Raw genomic sequence first — 23,091 nt, forward strand, 5'->3', positions numbered from 1 at the left:
TATCCGCGATTCATGTGGGTATCGGCTTTTTTTGTTATGAACAGGATAATGTGATTCGGACACTGGTATACATCGGACTATAGCTTGCCTTCGTTTGAGACATGTTCTAACAGGATGATGGTGAGCTGTAAGAGTGGCATCTTTAAAGGGGAAGGCAACACAAAAAGCTCTTGCTGATTGGAACCTCAGCAAGAGCTTTCGTATTAACAATGATTTAATTAACTGCAAGCGCAGTTCAGTACAGGTTTGCGGGCTGCGGTAGTCTCATCAAGACGAGTGACCGGTGTACCATAAGGTGCGTTCAGTACCAACTCAGGTGTCTCTTCCGCTTCTTTGGCAATCCGTATCATCGTATCGATGAACCCATCCAGCGTTTCTTTGCTTTCGGTTTCTGTCGGTTCGATCATGATGCATTCCTCCACGTTGAGCGGGAAGTACACTGTAGGCGGGTGATATCCAAAATCAAGCAATCGTTTGGCAACATCCAGTGTACGCACACCATATTGTTTCAATCCCCGACCAGACATAACGAATTCATGTTTGCATACACCTGGATATGGAATCTCGTAGTAAGGTGCGAGACGGGCCATCATATAGTTAGCATTGAGTACCGCACACTCAGATACACGGCGCAATCCTTCCGGTCCATAGGTGCGAATGTAGGCATAGGCACGTACCAAAATACCGAAGTTGCCGTAGTAGGCTTTCACCCGGCCAATGGATTGATCGCCTTCACGATCGAATGCATACATACCATCATCATTTTTGATCACCATCGGTTTAGGCAGGAAGGGGATCAAACGGCTCTTCACACCGACTGGTCCGGCGCCAGGTCCACCACCGCCATGAGGTGTACTCATCGTTTTGTGCAAGTTCAGATGCACCACGTCAAAGCCCATATCACCCGGACGAGTAATGCCCATAATGGCATTGGAGTTGGCTCCGTCGTAATACAACAAACCACCAGCCTGGTGTACGATGGATGCAATCTCCTGAATGTCTTTCTCGAACAAACCAAGTGTATTCGGGTTCGTCAGCATCAATGCTGCTGTATCCGAACCAACGGCTGCACGGAGTGCGTCCAGATCGACCAGTCCATCTGCACGGGATGGAATCGTCACAGTTTCAAATCCTGCAACGGTTGCACTTGCAGGGTTGGTCCCGTGAGAAGAATCGGGTACGATGACTTTGGTACGTTGTTCACCACGACCTTCGTGGTAGGCACGGATCATCATAAGTCCAGTCCATTCTCCATGGGCACCAGCGGCTGGTTGCAGGGTTACAGCGTCCATACCTGTCAGACCTGCAAGGTCGTTTTGCAACGTATATAACAGTTCAAGTGAACCTTGAATGCTGGATTCATGCTGGTACGGATGGATTTTGGCAAAACCGTTATAACGTGCAACATCCTCATTAATCTTTGGATTGTATTTCATTGTACAAGAGCCCAGTGGATAGAATCCGTTATCTACACCGAAGTTACGACGGGACAGCGCAGTATAGTGTCGAATAACATCTACCTCGAACACTTCCGGCAGTGCTGCTGCTTCCGAACGGAGCATTTCCCGGGGAATCAACGTATCGGCAGCCTGACGAGGAACGTCACATTCTGGCAAGGAATAAGCGACACGCCCAGGGCTGCTGAGTTCAAAAATCAATGATTGTTCCGGAGCAGGAGATAAGGTTTGCGTACTACATGTTGTAACAGTCTCAGGTTGAACCGAATTGGAGACAGAGGTACCTGTTTCCGACTGTCCTTGTACCGATGTTGTCGTTGTCGTCGTCGTTTCCTGAGTCACAGCGATCCCTCCAATGCACGTGCGAATTCGTCAATCTCTTCCTTAGTGCGCCGTTCCGTAACAGCCATCAGCATATGTCCGGCAAGCTCCGGATAATCACGTCCGAGTTCGTAGCCACCAATAAAGCCTGCATCCAGCAGTTTCAACTGAAGAGTATCCAAGTCTGTTCCTTCAGGAAGCTTAATAACAAACTCATTAAATGTTGGTGCATTAAAAGTAAGGCTAACTCCAGGAATCGCAGTTAATGTATTGAGGGTGTAATGACTCTTTTGCAAATTCAGATCCGCGACATCGATCATGCCCTGTTTACCCATGATGGACATGTACACAGATGCGCTGAGTGCAAGCAAAGCTTGGTTGGAACAGATGTTGGAGGTCGCCTTTTCGCGGCGGATATGCTGCTCACGTGCTTGCAGTGTGAGTACAAATCCACGTTTGCCATTGCGATCGGTTGTCTGGCCTACAATTCGGCCAGGAATTCGGCGCATATGAGGCTGGGATACGGCGAAATATCCGCATGTCGGGCCGCCGAGTGAAGCGGCGATACCGAGGGGCTGCGCATCGCCAACAACGATGTCGGCACCCAGCTTGCCTGGGGCTTCCAGCAGACCCAGCGATAGCGGGTTAGCACTTACAACGAGCAGGCCTTTGTGCGCATGCGCGAGGTCAGCCGCTTGTTTTACATTTTCCACAGCACCAAAGAAGTTTGGACTCTGGATCATGACAGCAGCGGTATCGTCCGATATGGCAGCTTGCAGGGCATCCCAATCAGTGGCTCCATCCTTATAACCAATCTCGACAATTTCGAGGCTCAATCCATGCGCATACGCCTGCAATACCTGACGGGCTTCCGGATGAACGGTACGGGATACGATAAGCTGTTTGCGACGTGTTGCTGCTGCGGCCAGATTACCGGCTTCTGCAAAGGCAGTTGCGCCGTCATACATGCTGGCATTGGCTACAGCCATACCTGTTAATTCACAGATGTAGGATTGAAATTCGAAAATGGCCTGTAGTTCACCTTGGCTGATCTCAGGCTGATAAGGTGTGTAGGCAGTGTAGAACTCGGAACGGGAAATGACATGATTGATGACGGAAGGAACATGATGATCATATATGCCTGCGCCGAGGAAGCTGGCGTGTGTTTCGAAATTGGCGTTGGCACCAGCTTGTTTGGACATGTGACGTGTCAGTGCATATTCATCGAGTTTGGAGGATACAGGCAGCTCTCCCTGATAACGGATCTCTTTTGGAATGTCCTGAAACAGTTCCTCCAGCGTATCCACACCGATGGTTGCGAGCATGGCGCTCTGATCTTGCTCAGTCATGGGAATGTAACGGTGCTTGCTCATGCTTGGTCAGCTCCTTGAGTAGGTGTCTTTGACGTACGTGTCCGTTTATGAAAAGGGGTCTTCACGACCTCGGCTTTTAGTTTCTTGCCGCGGATCTCAATCTCAAGCGGGGTTCCCAGCGCAGCGTATTTACTGTCGATGAGAGCAAGCCCCAGATTACGCTTCAATGTAGGTGATTGTGTGCCTGTAGTAACTTCGCCAATCTGTACGCCTTCGGCGTAAATCGGATAATGAGGGCGGGGAATACCGCGCTCCAGCACTTCGATGCCGACCAATTTGCGGGCAGGCCCGTCATTTTTTTGCTGTAACAAGGCTTCGTGTCCGATAAAAGGTCCCGCATTCAGCTTCACAAACATACCTACGCCAGCTTCGAGTGGAGAGATGGTTGCCGACAATTCCTGTCCATACAGGGGGAGCCTTGCTTCAAAGCGCAGTGTATCCCGGGCACCAAGTCCGGTTGGTACGAGTCCGTGACCTTCACCGGCTTGCATTAATCCATTCCACACCGCAGCAGCCTGGTCCGCAGGTACATATAGTTCAAAGCCGTCCTCACCGGTATAACCGGTACGGGACAACAGTAATTTAACGCCGCATACCTCTGCCTGCTGTACAAAATGGAAAGGCTCAATCGAGGATACATCCGTATCTGTAACTTTCCCGATAATGTCTACAGCCAGTGGTCCTTGCAAGGCGAGCAGCGCCGTCTGCTCCGAATCGTTGGTCATGCTCACGCCAGGGATCAAGTGCTCTTGCAGCCACGCCCAATCCTTGTCGATGTTAGAGGCGTTAACAACGAGCATATAATGCTGATCTTCCAGCTTATACACGAGCAGATCATCCACCACACCGCCATCTGGGTAACACATCAGGGTGTACTGGGCTTGACCCGGAACGAGCGTGGTCACATCATTGGTCATCATTTGTTGCAAAAAAACTTCAGCCTGCTCACCCTGTACTGTGAATTCGCCCATATGGGATACATCAAACAGTCCAGCACGCTCACGCACCGCTTCATGTTCTTTCTGGATTCCGCTAAATTGTACCGGAAGCTCCCAGCCTCCAAAATCAATGCACCGTACGCCTTCGTATTGCTGATAGAGTGGGAAGAGTGGTGTTCTAAGCAAATCGGACATCAAATCACCTCGTCATGGGCCGTCAGCCGGCCGGATATACAATCGTGGATCAATGAACCAGGGTATTTTTAAATTTTTCAGCAGAGATTTTTAGTAGATAAGTATGGTAAGGCAGCTATGGCAGCGCTGATCTGAATCCTGTTTTTCGTTTTTTGGGAAAAAGGAAAAGGACAGGCCAAAGAATCGGCATGCCAAGTAGCACGCTGTATTCTAAGGCTCTGTCCCTTGTACCTGAGAGTTACCCCGCTGCCTTGTGCAGCAGGTTTCCCCTTGGGTGATCATAACGCCCGCTCAGGGCGAATAGATGCTCTCCAGAGTTGCGTCCCGTAAAAGTCCTTTTGCCTGAGAGATTCACCCCCGCTTATCGGTGGTTTACTCCTTCGGCGTTACCTCATGTACATCCCGAATCGGGTGTCACGGGTAATCTCTCCCTTTACATTCATCCGCGGGTATAACATAGTCCAATAAACACATTTACTCCTCTCATTAAAACGTGAATCCACTACCGATGTCAAGAACGATGTCATAGATCATAACTAAAAACCGAATATTTAATTTATCTTAAATGTTATTGTTCGTGTATTTAAAAAGACTACGCTTACTATTCTAATATTCACCAGTATATGAAGAAAGAGTGTAATCGGGTTACAGGATTTAGAGGTGATCAATAAATAAATTGTGAGGTATCTTGACATTTGAATCAAAAATATCATACGCTATGTTCTGGGAAAAAGGTTAAGGTCAAAGAACGCATGCACTCATTTAATGAAAAGCGAGGCGGATATCGATGAGCGAATTGAAAAGTGATTTCCTGTACAGTGAAGAGCACGAATGGGTGCAAACCGTAGGGGAGGATACTGTACGTATTGGCATTACCGAGTTCGCGCAGCATCAGCTGGGTGACATTGTGTTTGTGGAATTGCCTGACCTTGAAACCAATGTAAAAGCAGAGGACAGCATTGGAACGATCGAATCGGTCAAAACGGTTTCGGACTTGTTTTCTCCCGTCACTGGTTCAATTATTGCAGTGAATGATTCGTTGCAGGACTCCCCTGAACTTGTCAACAGCTCTCCATACGAGGAAGGCTGGATGATTGAAATCCGTGTTGAGGGAGATCTGACAGCAGCATTGTCTACATTGATGAATGCAGACGCGTATCGTAAACATACGGAAGAATAGTATCAACGAACTTGTACTTATTAACATATATTTTATAATGAATTGAAATGAACTTCATATTGTTTCGACCTGTGTGAGCCTGAGGCTTGCACAGGTTTTTTTGTGCTTTCCGAGAATGGTTTCCAATGCGGATTGAAGCAGATTGTGGATGTGAATCGCCTGATTAGACCAAGCTATAGGTTAGAAATTGATTTTGGAAATGATAAAAGTCATAGGCAAGAAAAGCCTTGTGTACCAATGGGTTCAGCCATTATGCATCCATTAAAACGATTACATAACCTAATGTTGTCATCATTGTTCATGACGAAAGTACGCTTTCATTTCATTGAACAGGAGAGCATTCTCGCTTAGGATTACAGCAGGGGAGAAATGATACCCCTTTCATAAATCATAATCACTTGATCCAAGGAGGATAATACAATGAGTAATTTGGACCAATCGTCCAATTCCAAAGGTGGGCTACGGGTAGGTGTTCAGCGTTTTGGCCGATTCCTGAGTGGTATGGTCATGCCGAATATGGGAGCGTTTATCGCCTGGGGATTAATTACGGCTCTGTTCATTCCAACAGGCTGGTTCCCTAACGAGACGCTTGCGCAGCTAGTCGATCCGATGATCAAATATTTGCTGCCACTGTTAATTGGTTACACCGGGGGTACGATGGTGCATGGTCAGCGTGGTGGTGTCGTGGGTGCCATTATGACCATCGGGGTCATCGTGGGTAGTGATATCCCGATGTTCCTAGGTGCCATGATTGCCGGACCACTGGCAGCATGGATCATCAAAAAGTTTGATAAATCGATCGAAGGTAAAGTTAGAGCCGGATTTGAAATGCTGGTTAACAACTTTTCAGCCGGTATTATTGGCGGGATCTTGGGGATTTTTGCGCTACTGGGCATCGGGCCTGCTGTAGAAGCAATTAGCAAAGTATTATCTGCCGGGGTACAAGGCTTAATGAATCTTGGTTTGCTGCCGCTGGTCAACCTAATCATTGAACCAGGTAAAGTATTGTTCCTGAACAATGCAATCAACCACGGGATTCTGACACCAATTGCAACAGATCAAGCGAGAGAGTTAGGGCAATCCGTATTATACATGCTTGAATCGAACCCGGGTCCGGGACTTGGTATCTTGCTTGCTTACTGTTTCTTCGGACGCGGAATGGCCAAATCTTCTGCACCAGGTGCCGTTATCATTCATTTCTTCGGGGGAATTCATGAGATCTACTTCCCTTACATTTTGATGAGACCGATTCTGATTCTTGCCGCAATTGCGGGTGGCGTCGCAGGTACATTAACATTCATGCTCACTGGAGCAGGACTTGTTTCAGCACCATCACCGGGTAGTATTATCGCTTATTTCCTCTTAACACCGAAAGGTGGATATCTGCCAATGCTCGCAGGGGTGCTTGTAGCAGCCGTCGTTTCCTTCCTGGTAGCAGCAGTGTTGCTGAAAACGGGTAAACAAAAGGACGAAGATCTGGAGTCCGCATCCAGTCGGATGAAAGATATGAAGAGTCAAGGAACCGTTCCAAACGCTGGCATTACGGCTAACCATCGTGAAGCAGACAGAGCCGCAGATACGGCTTCTTCTACAGTCAAAACAGACGTGAAGAAAATTGTATTCTCCTGTGATGCAGGGATGGGGTCGAGCGCCATGGGTGCTTCCATTCTACGCAAGAAGATGAAGGCAGAGGGGATTGACGTTACGGTGACCAATACGGCTATCAGTGATATCCCGCCGGATGCAGATGTGGTCATCACACAACAAATATTAACCGATCGTGCCCGCTCCGTTGCGCCGAACGCAGAACATATATCCATCGACAACTTCCTAAAAAGCCCGGAATACGATGCGCTCGTTGAACGTCTAAAGTAATTGCACGCATTCGTTTTCCCTGAGCCGGAGGCTGAGATATGAGTATTACCAAAAGACAACGTGAAATCGTGGAGTTCCTGCTGGAGCATCCACATGAAGTAACTGCTGGCGAAATCGCCGTTGAAGTAAAGGTCAGTACCCGAACGGTTCACCGGGAGCTGCAAATGATTGAACAATGGCTTGAACCTTTGGGCATGAGGCTGGAAAAAAAATCAGGAACCGGTATCCGAATTGATGCTGGTTCCGATGATCTGGCTATATTGCGCCAGCAACTAGAGGGTAAAGAATATGTAGAGTTTACGCCGGAAGAGCGTAAGCTCTTCATGCTTTGCATCCTGCTGGATGAACCGGAGCCTGTAAAGTTACTCGCCTTGGCTTCGGATCTGAAAGTGACCGTATCCACCGTAACCACTGATCTGGACGATCTGGAGTCACGAATTCGTCAGGCGGGACTGAAGCTGGTTCGCAGACGTGGATATGGCGTCAAGATTAACGGAAGTGAGACGATTCATCGCACAGCCATAGCTGCACTTGCTCTCGAATTTCTGGATGAGTCCGACCTATTCGGAAGACAGCCAGAACAGGGAGGCTCCATCGCAAACCAAAAACTGTTGGATATGATTGGGCACGGTGATGTGCTTACGGTCGAGAATGCGTTATGGCAACCAGATATCGAATGGCTGGAGAACATCCCGGAACGGCAATACATGAAGCTGCTGATTCAATTATCCGTAGCGGTTGTACGTATTCGTAAAGGCTTTGGCATTGGCCGTATACCTCCCCTGGAGAACAAGGGAGATGAAGTCGCAGAGCAGGATGAAATGAAGGTTCCACCTTATATGGCTTCCCGCTTGTGTGGTGTGTTATCGACCGAGCTGGGGCTGACATTCTCCCAAGATGAGCAAGCTTATTTTCATAGACTATTAATTGAGACAGAGCAGCGGATTCACTCTTCGCGGCTGTTGCCAATAGACGACTTGATTTTACTGGACAGGGTACATTCACTGATTGATCAGATGCAGGCGAGGACACATTACGCCTTTCATGAGGATCGTTTGCTTCGTGAAGGTTTGCTTGGTCATATGCAACCTGTAATGGAGCGAATTGAAGGACAACAGATGATTCGTAATCCGCTTTTGCAGCAGATTCGCAAGGATTATGATTCACTTTTTGAAGATGTCAAAAAATCCGTGCATCAAGCTTGGCCAGGTACAGAAGTTCCTGATGAGGAAATTGGTTTCCTGGTCATGCATTTTGGAGCTTCCATCGAGAGGTTACGTGCATTGAAACGGGAGATCAGAGCGATCATCGTGTGTACAAGCGGAATTGGATCATCACGCATGCTTTCCAGCCGATTATCCAAGGAGATTCCCGAGATTCGGATCATGGATAGCGTGTCCTGGTACGAGGCTGCCCGGATACCTACAGATCAATATGATCTTGTCTTATCTACTGTGGATCTGCCGATGGATGAGCATCAGTATTACAAAGTGAGTCCACTGCTTACTGCGGAAGAGAGCGAACGTCTGCGTCATTTTATCCGAACAACAACATTACAACGACAGCATAATAAGCCCCGTGAAACAGAGGTTCAGACGACAAGTCGTTACTCTGACCCTGATGGAATGGAAGCTATTTTAGTTGAAATCGTCCGAATTATTGGTAAGTTTCAGGTTTATCCGCTGGATAACCAGGATATCGGATTCTATAAATCGGTGTATGCGATGTGCAACGTACTCCATGGAACTGGTGTGTTGAAGGAACCGGGGGAGATCGCAAAACGGTTGGAGGCACGTGAAGCAGTGGGGAGTCAGAAGATTCCCGGCACAAGACTTGCGCTGTTTCATACACGCAGTGAGGGGATTTACAGGCCGTCCATTAGCTTGTTTCAACTCACTGAGCCACTTCTTCGTACGCCGGATGATCCGGCAGGAGTTACCCATGTCCTCTTGATGCTTGGTCCCAGAGAATTATCCAAGGAAAGCCTGGAGGTTCTCAGTGAGATCAGCGCCCTGTTATTGCAGGAAGAAATGATTACATTGCTGGAAAAGGGAATCAGGGATGAACTCATTCATTACCTGTCCCAGGAACTTGTTGGATTTTATCGTAGTAAAACCGAAATTGGAGGTCAACCATTATGAGTATGTTAACAACAGATAAAGTCATCATGAATGCGACGGCTCAGGACAAATACGAAGCGATTCGCATGGCTGGACAGATTCTGAAGGATGCGGGACATATTACCGCTGAGTACATTGAGAAGATGATTGAACGTGAAGAGATTGTCTCGACCTATGTAGGGAACGGCCTGGCTATTCCGCACGGTACAAAGGAATCCAAAGCTTTCATTTTATCCACAGGTATCTCTGTCATTCAGTATCCACAGGGTGTTGATTTTGGCGAAGAAAAGGCTTATATGGTCATTGGTATCGCGGCTCAAGGCGGGGAACATATGGAGATCTTGACTAGCATCGCGGTGATCTGTGCTGAGGATGAGAATATGGAGGCCTTGCGTCTGGCAAAAACAGCCGAAGAAGTTATCGCAATTCTGGAAAGTGAAATGGAGCTATGAAAGCCCTACACTTTGGCGCAGGTAACATTGGACGCGGGTTTATCGGATTGATCCTCTCCCGTGCTGGCTATGAGGTGGTTTTCTCCGACGTGAATCAGACCTTGGTAACCGCTCTTCAGCAACGGGGGCAATATACGGTGGAACTGGCTAACGAGAGCAAGGATCAGGAGACCGTCACAGGTGTAAATGCAATCGATGGAACCCAACTGGAGACGGTTGCCCAAACTGTTGTGGAAGCAGATCTGATTACAACTGCAGTGGGCGTGGGTGTGCTGAAACATATTGCACCAGGTATTGCGAAAGGACTTGAGAAAAGATTGAATTCCGGTCCTGCTCAAAACCCGCTTCACATTATTGCTTGTGAGAACGCCATTGGAGCCAGTACACAGTTGAAAGAGCATGTATATGCTCTGCTCAATGAAGAAGTGCGTTCCCTTGCAGATCAGTACATTTATTTTCCCGACTCGGCCGTAGACAGGATTGTGCCTATTCAGCATCATGAAGACCCTTTGCATGTACAGGTTGAGCCTTTTTACGAGTGGGTGGTGGATCGTTCCCAGATGGCTCCTGCATTCAAACCGGTTGAGGGCATTCTATATGTCGATGATCTGGAGCCGTATATCGAACGAAAGCTGTTCACTGTTAATACAGGACACTGCGTTGCAGCGTATATTGGTAATGTACACGGGTATGACACAATTCAGAAGGCTATTGCCGATGAAAAGGTGAAATCGATTGTCTACGGTGCTCTGCAGGAAACGGGAAAAGTTCTGGTAAAGCGTTTTGCATTCAACCCGGAAGAGCATGAGCAGTATATTGTCAAAATATTGGGACGGTTCGTCAACCCGTATCTTACCGATGAGGTTACTCGAGTTGGTCGTTCCCCGCTGCGCAAGTTGTCTCAAAATGATCGTCTGGTTCGCCCGGCCCTTCAGGCCTATGCGGATGGAACCGAAACGACCTATCTGACTATGGGCATGGCAGCAGCCTGCAAGTTCGACGTCTCCGATGATCCGGAAGCAGTTGAACTGCAGGGCATGATCCGCGAGAAGGGGATTACAGCAACCCTCCACCATTATACGTCCATGGATGAGCATCATCCGGTGCTTGAACAGGCTGTTGCCCAGTATAACCAAATGTAAGAACAGTGGTAGCCAGCTAACAGTATAGATGATGCATGATGAAGAAGAGCCATACAGTTGTTAACTGTGTGGCTCTTCTTTTGGTTGTCTTTTATCGGTATATTCATCCAAACAGCGTTGACATATACACGATTTTCGGCGCTGCTCTGCCGGAATGCGGTCGAATACACCCTCGGGAAAAGTAGCCCGGTTACACCAACATTCCGAATGAGGATGTCCTGCGGCGTAGGAACAGCGATTAGCTTCGCCGCATAACGGGCAGACAAGAACATCGATATGGATGTGCTCTTGATCGTCTTGTTCTGCAGACATGGGGTTCTTCCCTCCCTGTGGAATAGCTACGAGCTGAAGTAAACATACTGGTCCCAGTATAACAGAAATACGCCGGTGATTATGGATTTCACTCTGTAAATATGACTTCCAGTTCACCACATCTGTTTCTCCCATCGGCTATTCTTCAGGCGGTAATTCGATTTGCAGACCTTCCACATGTTTGCGTCCCATCAACTTACGCTTCTTTCGATTTTCCTTTGTTTCTAGCACAATGTCCAAGTCATAATCGTCACCCGGATATAGCTCATTGGCAGATATATGCAGGGTCAGGCGTTTCTTATGGATTTTAACTTTGTGTCCACGTAGCATGACCCCGATATTTCCACGGCTATCCTCCACATCACAGACGATGCCCGACTGATTAAGATAGGCCGCATACACCCGATCTCCTTTGCGAAAAGTTTTGGCAGGAGCAGGAGAATCGGACTCTCTGGTTGTTGTCTTTTTGTGGAGAGCGATTGAATCCTTTGAATGCTTCGACTGATTCCGCTTGGATAACTCTGCTGGGCCGTCTGCTTCTGTAACGGAACGATCAGGTGTCAGGGCCGGAGTTTCCAAAGGGGGTGATGTGAACACGAATGTACGATCTCTTGAAATACTTTGATCGGACAGGGACTTGGATCGCTCGATTATTCGCTGTGGCATGCCCAGTTTCAATGCGATGGAATAAGCATAGCTCTCACCAGCTTCTCCGATAAGCAATCGATACAGCGGCTGGAGAGAAACGGTGTCAAATTCCATACGGGCATTTTCGAATCCTGGGGTGGCAGCAGCAAAATGTTTGATTTCACCAAAATGTGTTGTTGCCACAACGGTTGCTCCGCGGCTGTGAAGTTCCTCCAGCATGGCGATAGAAAGTCCGACGCCTTCACCGGGATCTGTCCCGGAAGCCATCTCATCAATGAGCACCAGAGTTGACGTATTGGCCTGTTCCAGTATGCCAATCATATTGCGAATATGTGCGGAGAATGTACTGAGTGCTTGTTCCAAACTCTGCCCATCACCAATATCAACCGCTACCTCGTTATAAACAGCCATCTCGCCACCTTCTTCTACCGGAATAAGCAAACCGGATTGCATCATCAGGGTTAGCAAACCTAGCGTTTTGAGTGCGACCGTTTTACCACCGGTATTCGGGCCCGTAATAATGAGCGACGAGTACGTTCTGCCGATGGCAAAATCAAGGGGAACCATGGAAGAACCCATGAACGGATGACGTGCACGTTGAAGGCTGATTTGGCCTTGTGTATTGACTCGAACGGTACGTCCATCCATGGTGGCTGCATATTTGGCTTTGGCAAACAGGAAGTCCAATACACCTACCGTTTCGGTGTTGAGGACGATTTCACGGTTATACGATTCGGCCAGGGAGGTTAAATCACCGAGGATTCTCATCTCCTCTCGGGACTCCTCCGCTTGTAGAGCGGCCAATTCCATCTGTAAACTTACTAATTCAACAGGTTCGATATATACGGTTTGCCCGCTTCCGGATTCATCCAGTACACTGCCTTTCACCTGTTTACGGAACTCTTTCTTAATGGGCAGAACCGTTCTTCCTCCCCGTTGGCTGATGACATGTTCCTGCATAATGGAGCGATGTTTACTCACTAGAGAATCAAGTTTTCGTTTCATGCGTTCCGCATTTACCGTTATTTTTTTACGAATTCGAATCAGTTCCTTGCTCGCCTGATCCTGAATGCGTCCACTATGGATGCAACGCTCGATCTCACTCAGCAAAGGTTCGATTAGAATCATGGATGCTGCATAACGACTGACGGTGGGAGCGGCCTCGGATTTGCCCTCCATGTATTTCATCAGTTGTGCACAGCTCCGCAGGAACTGAGCGAGATGACTGAAGTCGCGTTCACTGAATAGATAACCGGTGCCAAGCAGATCCATAATGGTTTCCATTCCGTCGAGTGAAGGGAGGGGGACACTGGCCCCGAAGCGAATCAACGCAGCGGCTTCTGCTGTTTCTTCCAGGCGAATCCGAATAAGGTGAGCATCTACCAACGGTTTTAGTTCTCTCGCATAACGTTTGCCCAGATAAGACAGGGCGCAGTCTGCAACATTTTTTTGAATTTGTGGATAGCCTAAACTGTTTAATGTGTTTTCATTCATGCGTAATCTCTCCTTGAATTCAATTGGGATTTCAGTTGACGCGCTGAAACATATTCCTGGAAAACGCAAAAAGGGCGGAGAATGAACAAACGTCATTCTCCGCCCTAAACGTATGGGAAAGCAGAGTCCACTACAGGTCCTATTAAAAAATCCGCGCTGAACTCAGCGCGGAAATAGACCCGGACAATGACAATCCCGGAGGCGATTTATGATATCCGCTGTTCTTAACTAAGTACAGGGATCTGGCGCATCATGAAATACACGTATGCCATATGGGCACAAGCGCAATGAAAGGCCAAACTCCTGAATATGAAACTTGGTTAGTTAAGAACATTCACCGACATTAAAAATCTCTCCTTTGATTGAGGAATATGCAACCAATATAAACTGGAAATTGGTTTGAAGTCAACCTTAGAATAAATGAGTGGACTTGAATAAGAATGGGTTTTAAAATAAGAATAGTAAAATAATCCAATGAAAGCGATTTAATTTAATAAACATACGTACAAAGGAGGATGCTCTTCTTGCCTAAGTATTTATTGCGTTTGCTCTGCTTTACCCTGATCCTCGGAGCCCTTCCGGTCATTGTTATTGGTTCGGTCTCGTATACGATTGCATCACGTGACATTGAACAGAAAGTGCGTGAGAGCAATCTTCAGATATTGCATCAGACCCAGATGCGGGTAGAACAAGTTCTGCGCAGCCTGCAATTATCATCCATCCAGTATGTCAATTCGCCTCTGGTACTACAAGCGATGAAGAAACCGTTGGACAGCAGCGAATTTCAGGAGATTCGTGATCTGACATCCGGATTTAACAACTTGCAAGCGGTTACGAACATTGACCAAGCTTATCTGGTTAATCTGGATGAAGATTGGGTCGTTTCGATGCGTTCTTTTGGCAAATTGGATGATTTCAGCATTCGAGACCGAATTGGCTCCTACCTAAGCTATACCAACAGCCTTTTCTGGGTCACTCAGAATGCCAGTTCAGCCAAAGAAAGTGTACCTGTGTCAGCAGGTATGGGTGAACTAACACCCGAACAGGCACCTACCCTTATATCATCGGATAATGTGGTCAGTATGGTATTCAAAATCCCGATGATACCAACCAATGTGAAACCAAAGGGATTTCTTGTGATTGATATCGCCGATACGGAACTGAGTACATATTTGAGCCGAAATACGAATTCTGGAGATATGTACGTTCTGGATCGGGAGCAGAAGTATTTTCTGAACGATATGCAGCAAGGCGGGAAATATGACGCGCTGAATAAGGAAATTCATGAAATGGTGCAAACGACAGGCCAGCCGGAGGGTTTCTTCAGTGCGGAGGTGGAAGGTAATCAAGTGGCGGTTAGTTATAGGCAATCTCCACTCAATGGCTGGTTATACGTGTCCGTTGTATCTCTTGGACAGATCACGGCCCAGTCACAGAAAATTGCATTGGTTACCGGTGTCGCTACACTAGTCATGTTATGTGTAACGGGATTGGTCGCCATATACGGTAGTCGGCGGATGTACTCACCGATTTCCAGACTGCTGCAATTTACGAAGGGGTTAGATTCTCCAGTTACTCCGTCAGGACGCCGTCAGGATGAATTTATCTATATTGAGGAGCAATTGTCAACCTTGTTCAGTTCGGAGAAAACGATGCGTGAGCAGATGAAGGGGCAGCATGTGCACCTACAGGAGTTTTTTATGACCAAACTGTTAACAGGCAAAATCTCGGAAGAAGATTTCAGATATCAGGGAGAATTGTACGATTTCCCTACAGGGTGGGCGAGTCTTGGTGTACTCATGCTCCAGATCGATACCTTGGAAGGCACCCGATATGAGGAACAGGATCGCGATCTGCTGCTGTTTGCTGTCAACAATATGGTAGGTGAGCTCCTTCCTTCAGCAGTTCGCTTCACCCCGGTCATGCTGGATGATGCTCAGGTCACCGTTCTTGCCTCCGAACTGACGGATGAGGTGAAGCTGAAGGAATGGATGCATACCCAGGCAGACTGGATTCGCGAACGTGTCGTGACTTATCTGAATCTGCCCGTAAGTATCGGCATCAGTCGTTCCTATGCTTGTATCGGAGATACGCCCAGAGCGGTTCAGGAGAGTCGCGAGGCTCTGCAAGGTCGGGTAAGTCTGGGCAGCCGTATTATTTTGCATTACGAGGATATACAGCCACGTGGTCAGATGGAGGCCGCGTTGTATACCCAGTTACGCATGATTGAGGATCAGCTCGCTTCTGCGCTCAAGCAAGGAGATGAAGAGAAAACGGACGCCTACTTTAAGCAATATTTGGGACTGCTTGCAGACAAAAAACTTCATTTCAGTGAATACCCCGTCATTATGGTTCAGTTATTGTCCCGTGTATATCAGCTTGTGCAAGAGCAGGGCGGGGATGTGGCCGAAGTACTGGGTGAAAAAGCATCCATGTCACATTTGCTGAAGTTGTCCACATTGGACGAAATGACCAATTGGTTCCGCAAGCGGCTGTTCCTGCCAGTCATCCGTTTCTGGCGTGAACAGGAAGAATCCCAATACATGAATATTGCGAGACGTATGATTCGTTTGATCGAGGAACGTTACGATCGTGAATTGTCACTGGAAGCCTGTGCCGCTGAGCTTAATTTTCACCCTGTCTATCTAAGTCGGGTATTCAAGAAGGAAGCTGGAGTCAATTTTACGGAATATCTTGCAGAGTATCGTATGGAAAAAGCGAAGACCTGGCTGCAAACAACGAATCTGAAAATATCGGAGATTGCCGAGAAATTAAACTATACCAATCCAACCGCATTTATCCGTACGTTTCGCAAAATCACAGGAACAACCCCCGGCAAGTACCGGGAGCAGCAGCGATAAAACAAACCTGCTCTGCCTGCCATGGCAGGCAGGCTTTTTCATGTTCGGATGAAGGAAGAAGACTGCTTTTCTCCATGAAGTTAAGACAGGAATATGGAGGTTGAAAGCAGTTCATTATGCCTTTAGATTCTGTGAGGGAAATGAGCTAAACCCTTGCTACACAAGGAAAAATAAAAGGCTAAAACGAGACGATAGCCAGTCATTCGTTTATCCTCCACAATGAAGACATGAATTCAGGAAGTGATATTTTGTAATCGTTTCCAATGTGGGGAGGAAGACAATATGAAAGCCGAAACGGCGGCTCGAACACGGCCCGCTACCCGCAGTGACAAAAACCTGCTGTGGAGGGACATTATCAAAAACCGGTGGCTGTATATCATGTTAATACCGGGTGTGCTTTACTTTGTTATTTTCAAATACATACCCATGTATGGCATCACGATGGCTTTTCAGGATTACACCCCTTACAAGGGTATCTTGGGGAGTGACTGGGTAGGGTTCAAACATTTTCAGCGTTTCTTCGGAGAACCGCAGTTCTGGACATTATTTCGAAATACGTTTTTACTTGCCATTTATAACATTGTGTTCTTTTTCCCACTGCCAATTGTACTGGCACTCATGATGAATGAAGTTCGCCGTGAACGTTTCAAACGATTTGTACAAACCCTTGTCTACGTTCCACACTTTGTTTCCTGGGTTGTTGTTGTCGGTGTGTTCTACATGCTGTTCACAACTGAGGGTGGTGCGATTAATGAATTGCTTTATAACCTGACAGGACAAAAAGTGGCGTTCCTGCTTGAACCCGGATGGTTCCGAACGATGATTGTCGGACAATCCATCTGGAAAGAAGTCGGTTGGGGCACAATTATCTTCCTTGCAGCACTTTCTGGTGTGGATACACAGCTCTATGAAGCTGCACGGATTGATGGAGCCAATCGCTGGCGCCAAACCTGGCACATTACTCTACCGGCCATTCGCAGTACAATCGTCATTTTGCTCATTCTGCGTCTGGGCAATTTCCTGGATACAGGCTTTGAACAGATCTTCCTGATGCTAACTCCGACGAACCGGGATGTGGGCGAGGTGTTTGATACCTACGTGTACACGAAGGGGCTTACCCAGGCACAGTACAGTTATAGTGCTGCTGTCGGGTTATTCAAATCGGTTGTCGGGCTGGCGCTTGTTCTTGGTGCCAATACGCTGGCCAAAAAATTCGGGGAGGAAGGCGTCTACTAACCCTCGGGAGTAAACGTTCTTCACCAGACAGGAGTGAACATTAAGATGCAACAGGATAAAACGTGGGGCAACCGGATCTTTGATTTTCTCAATCACGGCTTGCTGCTGTTGATTGGAATCGTGACGGTCATCCCGTTCATTTATATTTTGGCTGTCTCATTTACCAGTCCGCATGAAGTGGCTAAGGGAGGATTCATTCTTTTTCCAAAAGAGTTCTCTCTGGCCGCGTACCGTTACATTTTCTCTACAGATACTTTGATTCGGAGTCTGGGTGTATCGGTCTATATTACGGTGATTGGTACCTTCATCAACCTGCTGTTTACATCACTTATGGCGTATCCGCTCTCCAGAAGATATTTGCGTGGACGCCAGCCCATTTTGCTGGGTGTATTGTTCACGATGCTCTTCAGTGGCGGGATGATTCCAACATACTTTGTCGTGAAATCTTTGCATCTGACGGATACGTTATGGTCGCTGATGCTGCCTACCGCTATTAGTGCATTTAACTTGATCGTACTCAAAAACTTCTTCCAGGCCATTCCCGACGAACTGGAGGATGCAGCCAAAATTGATGGATGTAACGATGTCGGCGTATTGTTTCGGATTGTTCTGCCTTTGTCCATGCCAGCGATGGCGACATTTTCACTTTTTTACGCGGTGGCCCACTGGAACAGTTTCTTCAGCGCTGTTATCTATATCAACGATAGTGAGAAGTGGCCTGTCCAAGTCTGGCTACGTGAGATTGTCATTCTGGCACAGAGCCGAATCGGAGACACAAGTATCGAAGAGACCGAGATCCAGCCGCTCACCATTCGTATGGCCGTTATCGTGTTCTCCACGATCCCGATTATGCTGGTGTACCCATTCCTGCAAAAGCACTTTGCCAAAGGAGTGATGCTGGGTTCGGTGAAAGGTTGAGTCGTCACATGTTTCAAAGTCAGTCCAATATGACTGCATAAAAAAGGGAGGTTTTCATGTTATGAAAGCAACAAAAAAGAAAGCCGTAGCTGTCTTGAGCACACTGGCACTGGTGACAGGTTTGCTGGCAGGATGCGGATCAGACGAGGGTCAGGCTGCCGAGGGCGGCGTACAAAATGTGTCCATAGCCATTGCACAGGTGGGTGATGTACCAAGCAAAGGCAATGAAGTTCAGCAAAAGATTGAAGCGTATACCAATACCAAACTGGATATCCAGTGGATTCCGGCTTCGGCCTACAATGACAAAATTAACGTGATGATCGCTTCAAGCGATATGCCAAAAATTGTGAAGGTGCAATATAACCCAACGGTGACCAGCGCGATGCGTAATGACGTGTTCTGGGAAGTGGGCCCATTGCTGAAAGACTACAAAAATCTGTCGGCACAGAACGAGCGTTTTTTTGACAACATCAAGGTAGAGGGCAAAATCTACGGGGTTCCTGTGTTCTCCGATATTGCGCGGGCTACAGTGATCTATCGCAAGGACTGGTTCGAGAAGCTGAATCTTAAGGTGCCAACCACACCGGATGAATGGTATGAAACGATTAAAACACTGGCAACCTCCGATCCGGATGGCGACGGTCAGGATAATACGTTTGGGCTGATGCTTTTCAAAAAATATAATGAGGACCAATACTCCTTCACAACGCGCCTTGGCGTAAGTTTTGGTGCTCCTAACAAGTGGAAGGTCGAGGATGATGGCAGCTTCACGCCGGAATTCATGACACCGGAATATATGCAGGTGCTGGATCTGCTGAAACGTTTGTACGATGAGAAATTGCTGAACCAGGACTTTGCCGTATTCGACTCTACGGAAGCGGAGAAAAAGTATGATTCCGGTGTTGTCGGTATCCGTGTTGGTGTTGCTCAGAACGGAAAAAGTCAGCAAGAGCGTTTGTCCAAAAACAATCCGGATGGTGTGGTAGACATCGCTGGTTTGCTTGGCGCGAACGGAGATCGTGTTGCAGGGCAGACGGGTAACTCGGGAATTCTGGCATTCCCTAAATCGACGGTGAAATCGGAAGAAGAACTCAAGAACCTGCTCTCCTTCCTGGATAAACTGATGGACCCTGAGATGGCGACCCTGTTGATGCGTGGTATGGAAGACAAACATTACACCAAAGTGGGCGAAGATCAGGTGGAGATGAGTGACTTCGATGCATTCCAGCGTGAAGTGAAGCCTTACCGTGATAATCTTCCTTATGTCGAAGGATATAACGTACCGAAATTGAAGGATACCGAACTGGGTGAAAAAGGTACGGCACTTGCCAAGGAACTGGCGGAGCACGCTGTGCCAAACCCTGCGCTGACGTTATATTCTCCAACGTATGGTGACCGTGGGGCAGACCTAGATCAGGTAATTGCCGATGCACAGACCAAATACATTATGGGCAAGATCGATCAAAGTGGCTGGGAAAAGGAAATCGAGAATTGGGGCAATGCGGGTGGAAACAAGATTCGTGAGGAATATGCCGAAGATTACAAAAAACAGGCTCAATAAGGAGCCGGAAGCGGAGGCTTGATCATGAAGGAAACACTGCAACTCACATCGGTGCGCATGGCACAGCAATTCATGGAAAGTTATCGCAACCATGAGCTGTATTCCACTTGGCATTATGAGAACGGCTGCTTACTGAAAGCGCTGGAGGAGCTGTATACGCACACGGGGGAGCAAAAATATTTTGACTATATCCGTGAGCTGATGGATCATTTTGTTCAGGAAGATGGTTCCATTCGATCCTATACAATCGAGGAATACAACCTGGATCAGATCAATCAGGGAAAATCGCTGTTCCTGCTGCACGACAAAACGGGAGAAGAAAAGTACCGCAAAGCTGCGGATTTGCTTATGACTCAGCTCAAGGGACAGCCGCATACAAGTGAAGGCGGGTTCTGGCACAAAAAGATTTACCCTTTCCAGATGTGGCTGGATGGATTGTACATGGCCACTCCGTATCTGACCCAGTATGGCGCGGTGACGGGTGAAGAGAAGTGGTTTGACAAGGCTGCCCTTCAGCTCTTGTTGGTGGAACAATGCACACGTGATCCGCGTAGCGGTCTCTTGTACCATGCCTGGGATGAGAGCAAAGAGCAGCGCTGGAGTTCGGGAGAGACCGGATGTTCTCCGCATGTCTGGAGTCGGGCAATGGGCTGGTATGTGATGGCGGTTGTGGATACATTGGATCACCTGCCAGTAGATCATCTGCAGCGCGGGCAGATTGTGGGCATCTTCGAACGGGTAGCAAACGCACTAGTGCATGTACAGGATCAACAGACCGGACTATGGCCACATTTGTTGGATCAACCGGGACGTGAGCGGAACTATCTGGAGGCTTCCGGGACCTCAATGTTTGTCTATGCATTGGCCAAAGGTGTGCGTAAAGGATATCTAAGTGGCAAGTTCAAAGCGGTTGCGGAAAAAGGGTATCAAGGTCTGCTACAGCATCTTCTGCAAACGGACCGTGAAGGCGTGCTGTCCTTGACGCAGTGTAACGGCGGAGCCGGTCTCGGAGGAAGCCCTTATCGTGACGGGTCCTATGAGTATTATGTGACCGAGTCCATTCGGATTAATGATCCGAAATCGGTCGCTCCGTTCATTTTGGCGGGAGTGGAGATTGAACTGGCGTAATGCTGGTTCTTCTTTTTAGAACATTTATGATAGCGCATACATGTTTGGTTTGAGTGAAGTGAGGCAAGATTGCTGAACAATTTGGCTATCCAAAAGGAGAGATGGTTCATGAGTCCAAAAGGTCCAATGTCCCGTTTAGGCGGAATCGTTGTAATTGGTGCAATGTCCGCTGGATTGCTTGCAGGTTGTGGGGGAGAAAAAGCGCCTGCTGCAGGGGAAGGTAAACTTCCCATTTCCATCTCTTTAATGCAGGTAGGAGATATACCAGCCAAGGAGAACGGGATTGAACAGAAGATTGAGGAATATACCAATACGGATGTTAATGTACAGTGGATACCGCAGTCTGCTTTTGATGATAAAGTGAACGTTATGGTTGCTTCAGGCGAGATGCCGACCATTATGCGGGTGAATTATGTACCGACAACGTTTAATGCCGCCAAAACGGGATTGTTCTGGGAACTGGGGCCATACTTGAAGGATTATAAGAACCTGTCTGCCCAATCCGAGGCTTATTTTAACAATATCAAAATTGAAGGCAAGGTCTACGGTATTCCGAACTTCCGGGATATTGGACGGACTGCGATCGTATATCGCAAGGACTGGTTTGATACGTTGAAGCTGGATATACCCAAAACGCTGGATGACTGGTATGAAGTGATGCGCTCCCTTCGCAAGGATGACCCGGACGGGAATGGTAAGGAAGATACGTACGGTGCACTGCTCTTCAAAAAGTATAATGAGGGTGTCTCTTCCCCACTGACGCGGATCGCTGTAAGTATTGGCGGTGTTAACAAATGGGGTGTGGATGATGCGGGGAAACTGACCCCGGAGTTCTTGACTACAGAATATGTGGATACGATGAAACTGTTCAAGCGACTGTTCAGCGAGGGACTGATTAACAGTGATTTCCCTGCTCTAGACCCTTCTGATGCGGACAAAAAAATGGATTCCGGCCTGGTTGGCATGAAGCTTAACGGTGTGGCCCAGAACGGGAAGTCCTCCCAGCAACGGCTTACGCCAAATGTCCCGGATGGAGAGATTGATGTAGCTCCGTTCCAGGGACCCGATGGTATTCGCATCGCCGGAGAGCCTGGAAACTACGGAATGCTGGTCATTCCGAAAGCATCCGTTACAGATGAGGAGCAACTGAAGCAGGTTCTTACGTTCCTGGATCAGTTGATGGATGAGGAATTGAGTATGTTGCAGCTCCGTGGATTACTCGATGTGCACTATACCAAGACTGCGGATGGGAAAACCGAACTCAAGGATTTCGACGCTTATCAGCGTGAAGTGAAGCCATATCGAGATAATTTGTTAAGCATTGAAGGTTATAACGTGCCTGAACTGGTTGATGTTCCCATTGGCATGAAAGGTACGAAGATGGCGCGTGAAAATGAGCAGTATGCCATTGCTAATCCGGCACTCACATTGTCTTCGGCGATCTATACCGAGCGTGGTCAGGAACTGGATCAGATGATCTGGGATGCGCAGACCAAGTACATTATGGGTAAAATCGATGATGCAGGTTGGGAGCAGGAAATCGCAAGCTGGAGAAAAGCTGGTGGTGATCAATTGATCACGGAATTGGAAGCTTCCTATAAGGAATTGAACGGAAAATAAAGCTGGGTGAAATAAAAAAAGGTTGATCAAATGGAATGATATGGTTTATTCTATGAGTGAGTTCATTTTTCAATATCATAAGAAAGACCACACCCTTAAAGCATAAGGCTATGAATCTGCGGATTCATGGCCTTTTTTTGTGTTTTAAGCGAATGAAGTGGGTCTATGGAAGGAGCGTTGCACGCCTTGAAGTGATGGGGATGGACGAAAAATAATACCAATAGCCTAGTACAACATGGTAGAATATTGATTATTATGGC

General features: G+C 47.6%; 16 protein-coding genes and 2 riboswitches. Of the genes, 11 read left to right on the plus strand and 5 right to left on the minus strand.

Translation table 11 applies throughout. From position 1 onward, the window contains the following. Positions 1-218 precede the first annotated feature (218 nt). The 3 genes from gcvPB to gcvT all read right to left on the minus strand — a co-directional run bounded on the left by gcvPB (position 219) and on the right by gcvT (position 4,284). Positions 219-1,658, minus strand: coding sequence for an aminomethyl-transferring glycine dehydrogenase subunit GcvPB (gene gcvPB, locus QVE09_RS21660; RefSeq protein WP_315938587.1), 1,440 nt, complete (start codon positions 1,656-1,658; stop codon positions 219-221). Positions 1,659-1,795: 137 nt separating this feature from the next. Beyond that, a complete protein-coding gene (gene gcvPA / locus QVE09_RS21665) occupies positions 1,796-3,151 on the minus strand; it encodes an aminomethyl-transferring glycine dehydrogenase subunit GcvPA (RefSeq protein WP_315938447.1) in 1,356 nt (451 codons plus the stop codon). Beyond that, positions 3,148-4,284 carry a glycine cleavage system aminomethyltransferase GcvT gene (gene gcvT / locus QVE09_RS21670; RefSeq protein ID WP_315938448.1) on the minus strand — a complete coding sequence of 379 codons (1,137 nt, stop codon included), beginning with the start codon at positions 4,282-4,284 and terminating at the stop codon, positions 3,148-3,150. The genes gcvPA and gcvT overlap by 4 nt, the downstream gene beginning before the upstream one ends. Positions 4,285-4,500: 216 nt before the next feature. Further along, positions 4,501-4,601, minus strand: a riboswitch (glycine riboswitch). Positions 4,602-4,604: 3 nt separating this feature from the next. Continuing rightward, a riboswitch (glycine riboswitch) is annotated at positions 4,605-4,727 on the minus strand. Positions 4,728-5,071: 344 nt separating this feature from the next. On the opposite strand from gcvT, the gene gcvH reads away from it, so the two are divergent. The 5 genes from gcvH to QVE09_RS21695 all read left to right on the plus strand — a co-directional run bounded on the left by gcvH (position 5,072) and on the right by QVE09_RS21695 (position 11,053). After that, entirely contained in the window at positions 5,072-5,464 is a 393-nt protein-coding gene (gene gcvH, locus QVE09_RS21675; protein WP_047844042.1) for a glycine cleavage system protein GcvH, read from the plus strand. Positions 5,465-5,884: 420 nt separating this feature from the next. Next, positions 5,885-7,339 (plus strand): PTS mannitol transporter subunit IIBC, encoded by a 1,455-nt coding sequence (locus tag QVE09_RS21680; RefSeq protein WP_315938449.1) that lies wholly within the window; start codon positions 5,885-5,887, stop codon positions 7,337-7,339. Positions 7,340-7,377: 38 nt separating this feature from the next. After that, on the plus strand, positions 7,378-9,480 hold the full coding sequence (locus tag QVE09_RS21685; protein WP_315938450.1) for a BglG family transcription antiterminator: 2,103 nt from the start codon (positions 7,378-7,380) through the stop codon (positions 9,478-9,480). Continuing rightward, positions 9,477-9,911, plus strand: coding sequence for a PTS mannitol transporter subunit IIA (locus QVE09_RS21690; RefSeq protein WP_315938451.1), 435 nt, complete (start codon positions 9,477-9,479; stop codon positions 9,909-9,911). Before QVE09_RS21685 ends, QVE09_RS21690 begins: the two co-directional genes overlap by 4 nt. Continuing rightward, on the plus strand, positions 9,908-11,053 hold the full coding sequence (locus QVE09_RS21695; protein WP_315938452.1) for a mannitol-1-phosphate 5-dehydrogenase: 1,146 nt from the start codon (positions 9,908-9,910) through the stop codon (positions 11,051-11,053). Before QVE09_RS21690 ends, QVE09_RS21695 begins: the two co-directional genes overlap by 4 nt. A gap of 60 nt (positions 11,054-11,113) precedes the next feature. Here QVE09_RS21695 and QVE09_RS21700 read toward each other — a convergent pair whose 3' ends face one another. Then, the gene (locus QVE09_RS21700; RefSeq protein WP_315938453.1) at positions 11,114-11,365 is read right to left on the minus strand and encodes a cysteine-rich CWC family protein; all 252 of its coding nucleotides are present in this window, start codon (positions 11,363-11,365) and stop codon (positions 11,114-11,116) included. A gap of 138 nt (positions 11,366-11,503) precedes the next feature. Then, positions 11,504-13,507: an endonuclease MutS2 gene (locus tag QVE09_RS21705; protein ID WP_315938454.1), complete on the minus strand. Its 2,004-nt coding sequence runs from the start codon at positions 13,505-13,507 to the stop codon at positions 11,504-11,506. 524 nt (positions 13,508-14,031) lie between these two features. Here QVE09_RS21705 and QVE09_RS21710 point away from each other — a divergent pair. From QVE09_RS21710 to QVE09_RS21735, 6 genes are all read left to right on the plus strand, one after another. Beyond that, positions 14,032-16,368 carry an AraC family transcriptional regulator gene (locus tag QVE09_RS21710; RefSeq protein ID WP_315938455.1) on the plus strand — a complete coding sequence of 779 codons (2,337 nt, stop codon included), beginning with the start codon at positions 14,032-14,034 and terminating at the stop codon, positions 16,366-16,368. A gap of 282 nt (positions 16,369-16,650) precedes the next feature. Next, positions 16,651-17,604, plus strand: coding sequence for an ABC transporter permease (locus QVE09_RS21715; protein WP_017686861.1), 954 nt, complete (start codon positions 16,651-16,653; stop codon positions 17,602-17,604). A gap of 45 nt (positions 17,605-17,649) precedes the next feature. After that, the gene (locus QVE09_RS21720) at positions 17,650-18,522 is read left to right on the plus strand and encodes a carbohydrate ABC transporter permease (RefSeq protein WP_124115652.1); all 873 of its coding nucleotides are present in this window, start codon (positions 17,650-17,652) and stop codon (positions 18,520-18,522) included. 61 nt (positions 18,523-18,583) lie between these two features. Continuing rightward, on the plus strand, positions 18,584-20,083 hold the full coding sequence (locus tag QVE09_RS21725; protein WP_062835837.1) for an extracellular solute-binding protein: 1,500 nt from the start codon (positions 18,584-18,586) through the stop codon (positions 20,081-20,083). A 24-nt stretch (positions 20,084-20,107) separates the two neighbouring features. Continuing rightward, positions 20,108-21,211, plus strand: a complete 1,104-nt coding sequence (locus tag QVE09_RS21730) for a glycoside hydrolase family 88/105 protein (RefSeq protein ID WP_315938456.1) — start codon at positions 20,108-20,110, stop codon at positions 21,209-21,211. Positions 21,212-21,319: 108 nt separating this feature from the next. Then, positions 21,320-22,831, plus strand: coding sequence for an extracellular solute-binding protein (locus QVE09_RS21735; RefSeq protein ID WP_315938457.1), 1,512 nt, complete (start codon positions 21,320-21,322; stop codon positions 22,829-22,831). Positions 22,832-23,091 lie beyond the last annotated feature (260 nt).

The organism is Paenibacillus sp. ClWae2A, assembly GCF_032452295.1.
Taxonomy (GTDB): domain Bacteria; phylum Bacillota; class Bacilli; order Paenibacillales; family Paenibacillaceae; genus Paenibacillus.

Excerpts from the sequence above, each read along its gene's own strand:
- gcvPA (WP_315938447.1), bottom strand. The coding sequence starts at position 3,151 with ATGAGCAAGCACCGTTACATTCCCATGACTGAGCAAGATCAGAGCGCC.
- gcvT (WP_315938448.1), bottom strand. The coding sequence starts at position 4,284 with ATGTCCGATTTGCTTAGAACACCACTCTTCCCACTCTATCAGCAATAC.
- gcvH (WP_047844042.1), top strand. The coding sequence starts at position 5,072 with ATGAGCGAATTGAAAAGTGATTTCCTGTACAGTGAAGAGCACGAATGG.
- QVE09_RS21680 (WP_315938449.1), top strand. The coding sequence starts at position 5,885 with ATGAGTAATTTGGACCAATCGTCCAATTCCAAAGGTGGGCTACGGGTA.
- QVE09_RS21685 (WP_315938450.1), top strand. The coding sequence starts at position 7,378 with ATGAGTATTACCAAAAGACAACGTGAAATCGTGGAGTTCCTGCTGGAG.
- QVE09_RS21690 (WP_315938451.1), top strand. The coding sequence starts at position 9,477 with ATGAGTATGTTAACAACAGATAAAGTCATCATGAATGCGACGGCTCAG.
- QVE09_RS21695 (WP_315938452.1), top strand. The coding sequence starts at position 9,908 with ATGAAAGCCCTACACTTTGGCGCAGGTAACATTGGACGCGGGTTTATC.
- QVE09_RS21700 (WP_315938453.1), bottom strand. The coding sequence starts at position 11,365 with ATGTCTGCAGAACAAGACGATCAAGAGCACATCCATATCGATGTTCTT.
- QVE09_RS21705 (WP_315938454.1), bottom strand. The coding sequence starts at position 13,507 with ATGAATGAAAACACATTAAACAGTTTAGGCTATCCACAAATTCAAAAA.
- QVE09_RS21715 (WP_017686861.1), top strand. The coding sequence starts at position 16,651 with ATGAAAGCCGAAACGGCGGCTCGAACACGGCCCGCTACCCGCAGTGAC.
- QVE09_RS21720 (WP_124115652.1), top strand. The coding sequence starts at position 17,650 with ATGCAACAGGATAAAACGTGGGGCAACCGGATCTTTGATTTTCTCAAT.
- QVE09_RS21725 (WP_062835837.1), top strand. The coding sequence starts at position 18,584 with ATGAAAGCAACAAAAAAGAAAGCCGTAGCTGTCTTGAGCACACTGGCA.
- QVE09_RS21730 (WP_315938456.1), top strand. The coding sequence starts at position 20,108 with ATGAAGGAAACACTGCAACTCACATCGGTGCGCATGGCACAGCAATTC.
- QVE09_RS21735 (WP_315938457.1), top strand. The coding sequence starts at position 21,320 with ATGAGTCCAAAAGGTCCAATGTCCCGTTTAGGCGGAATCGTTGTAATT.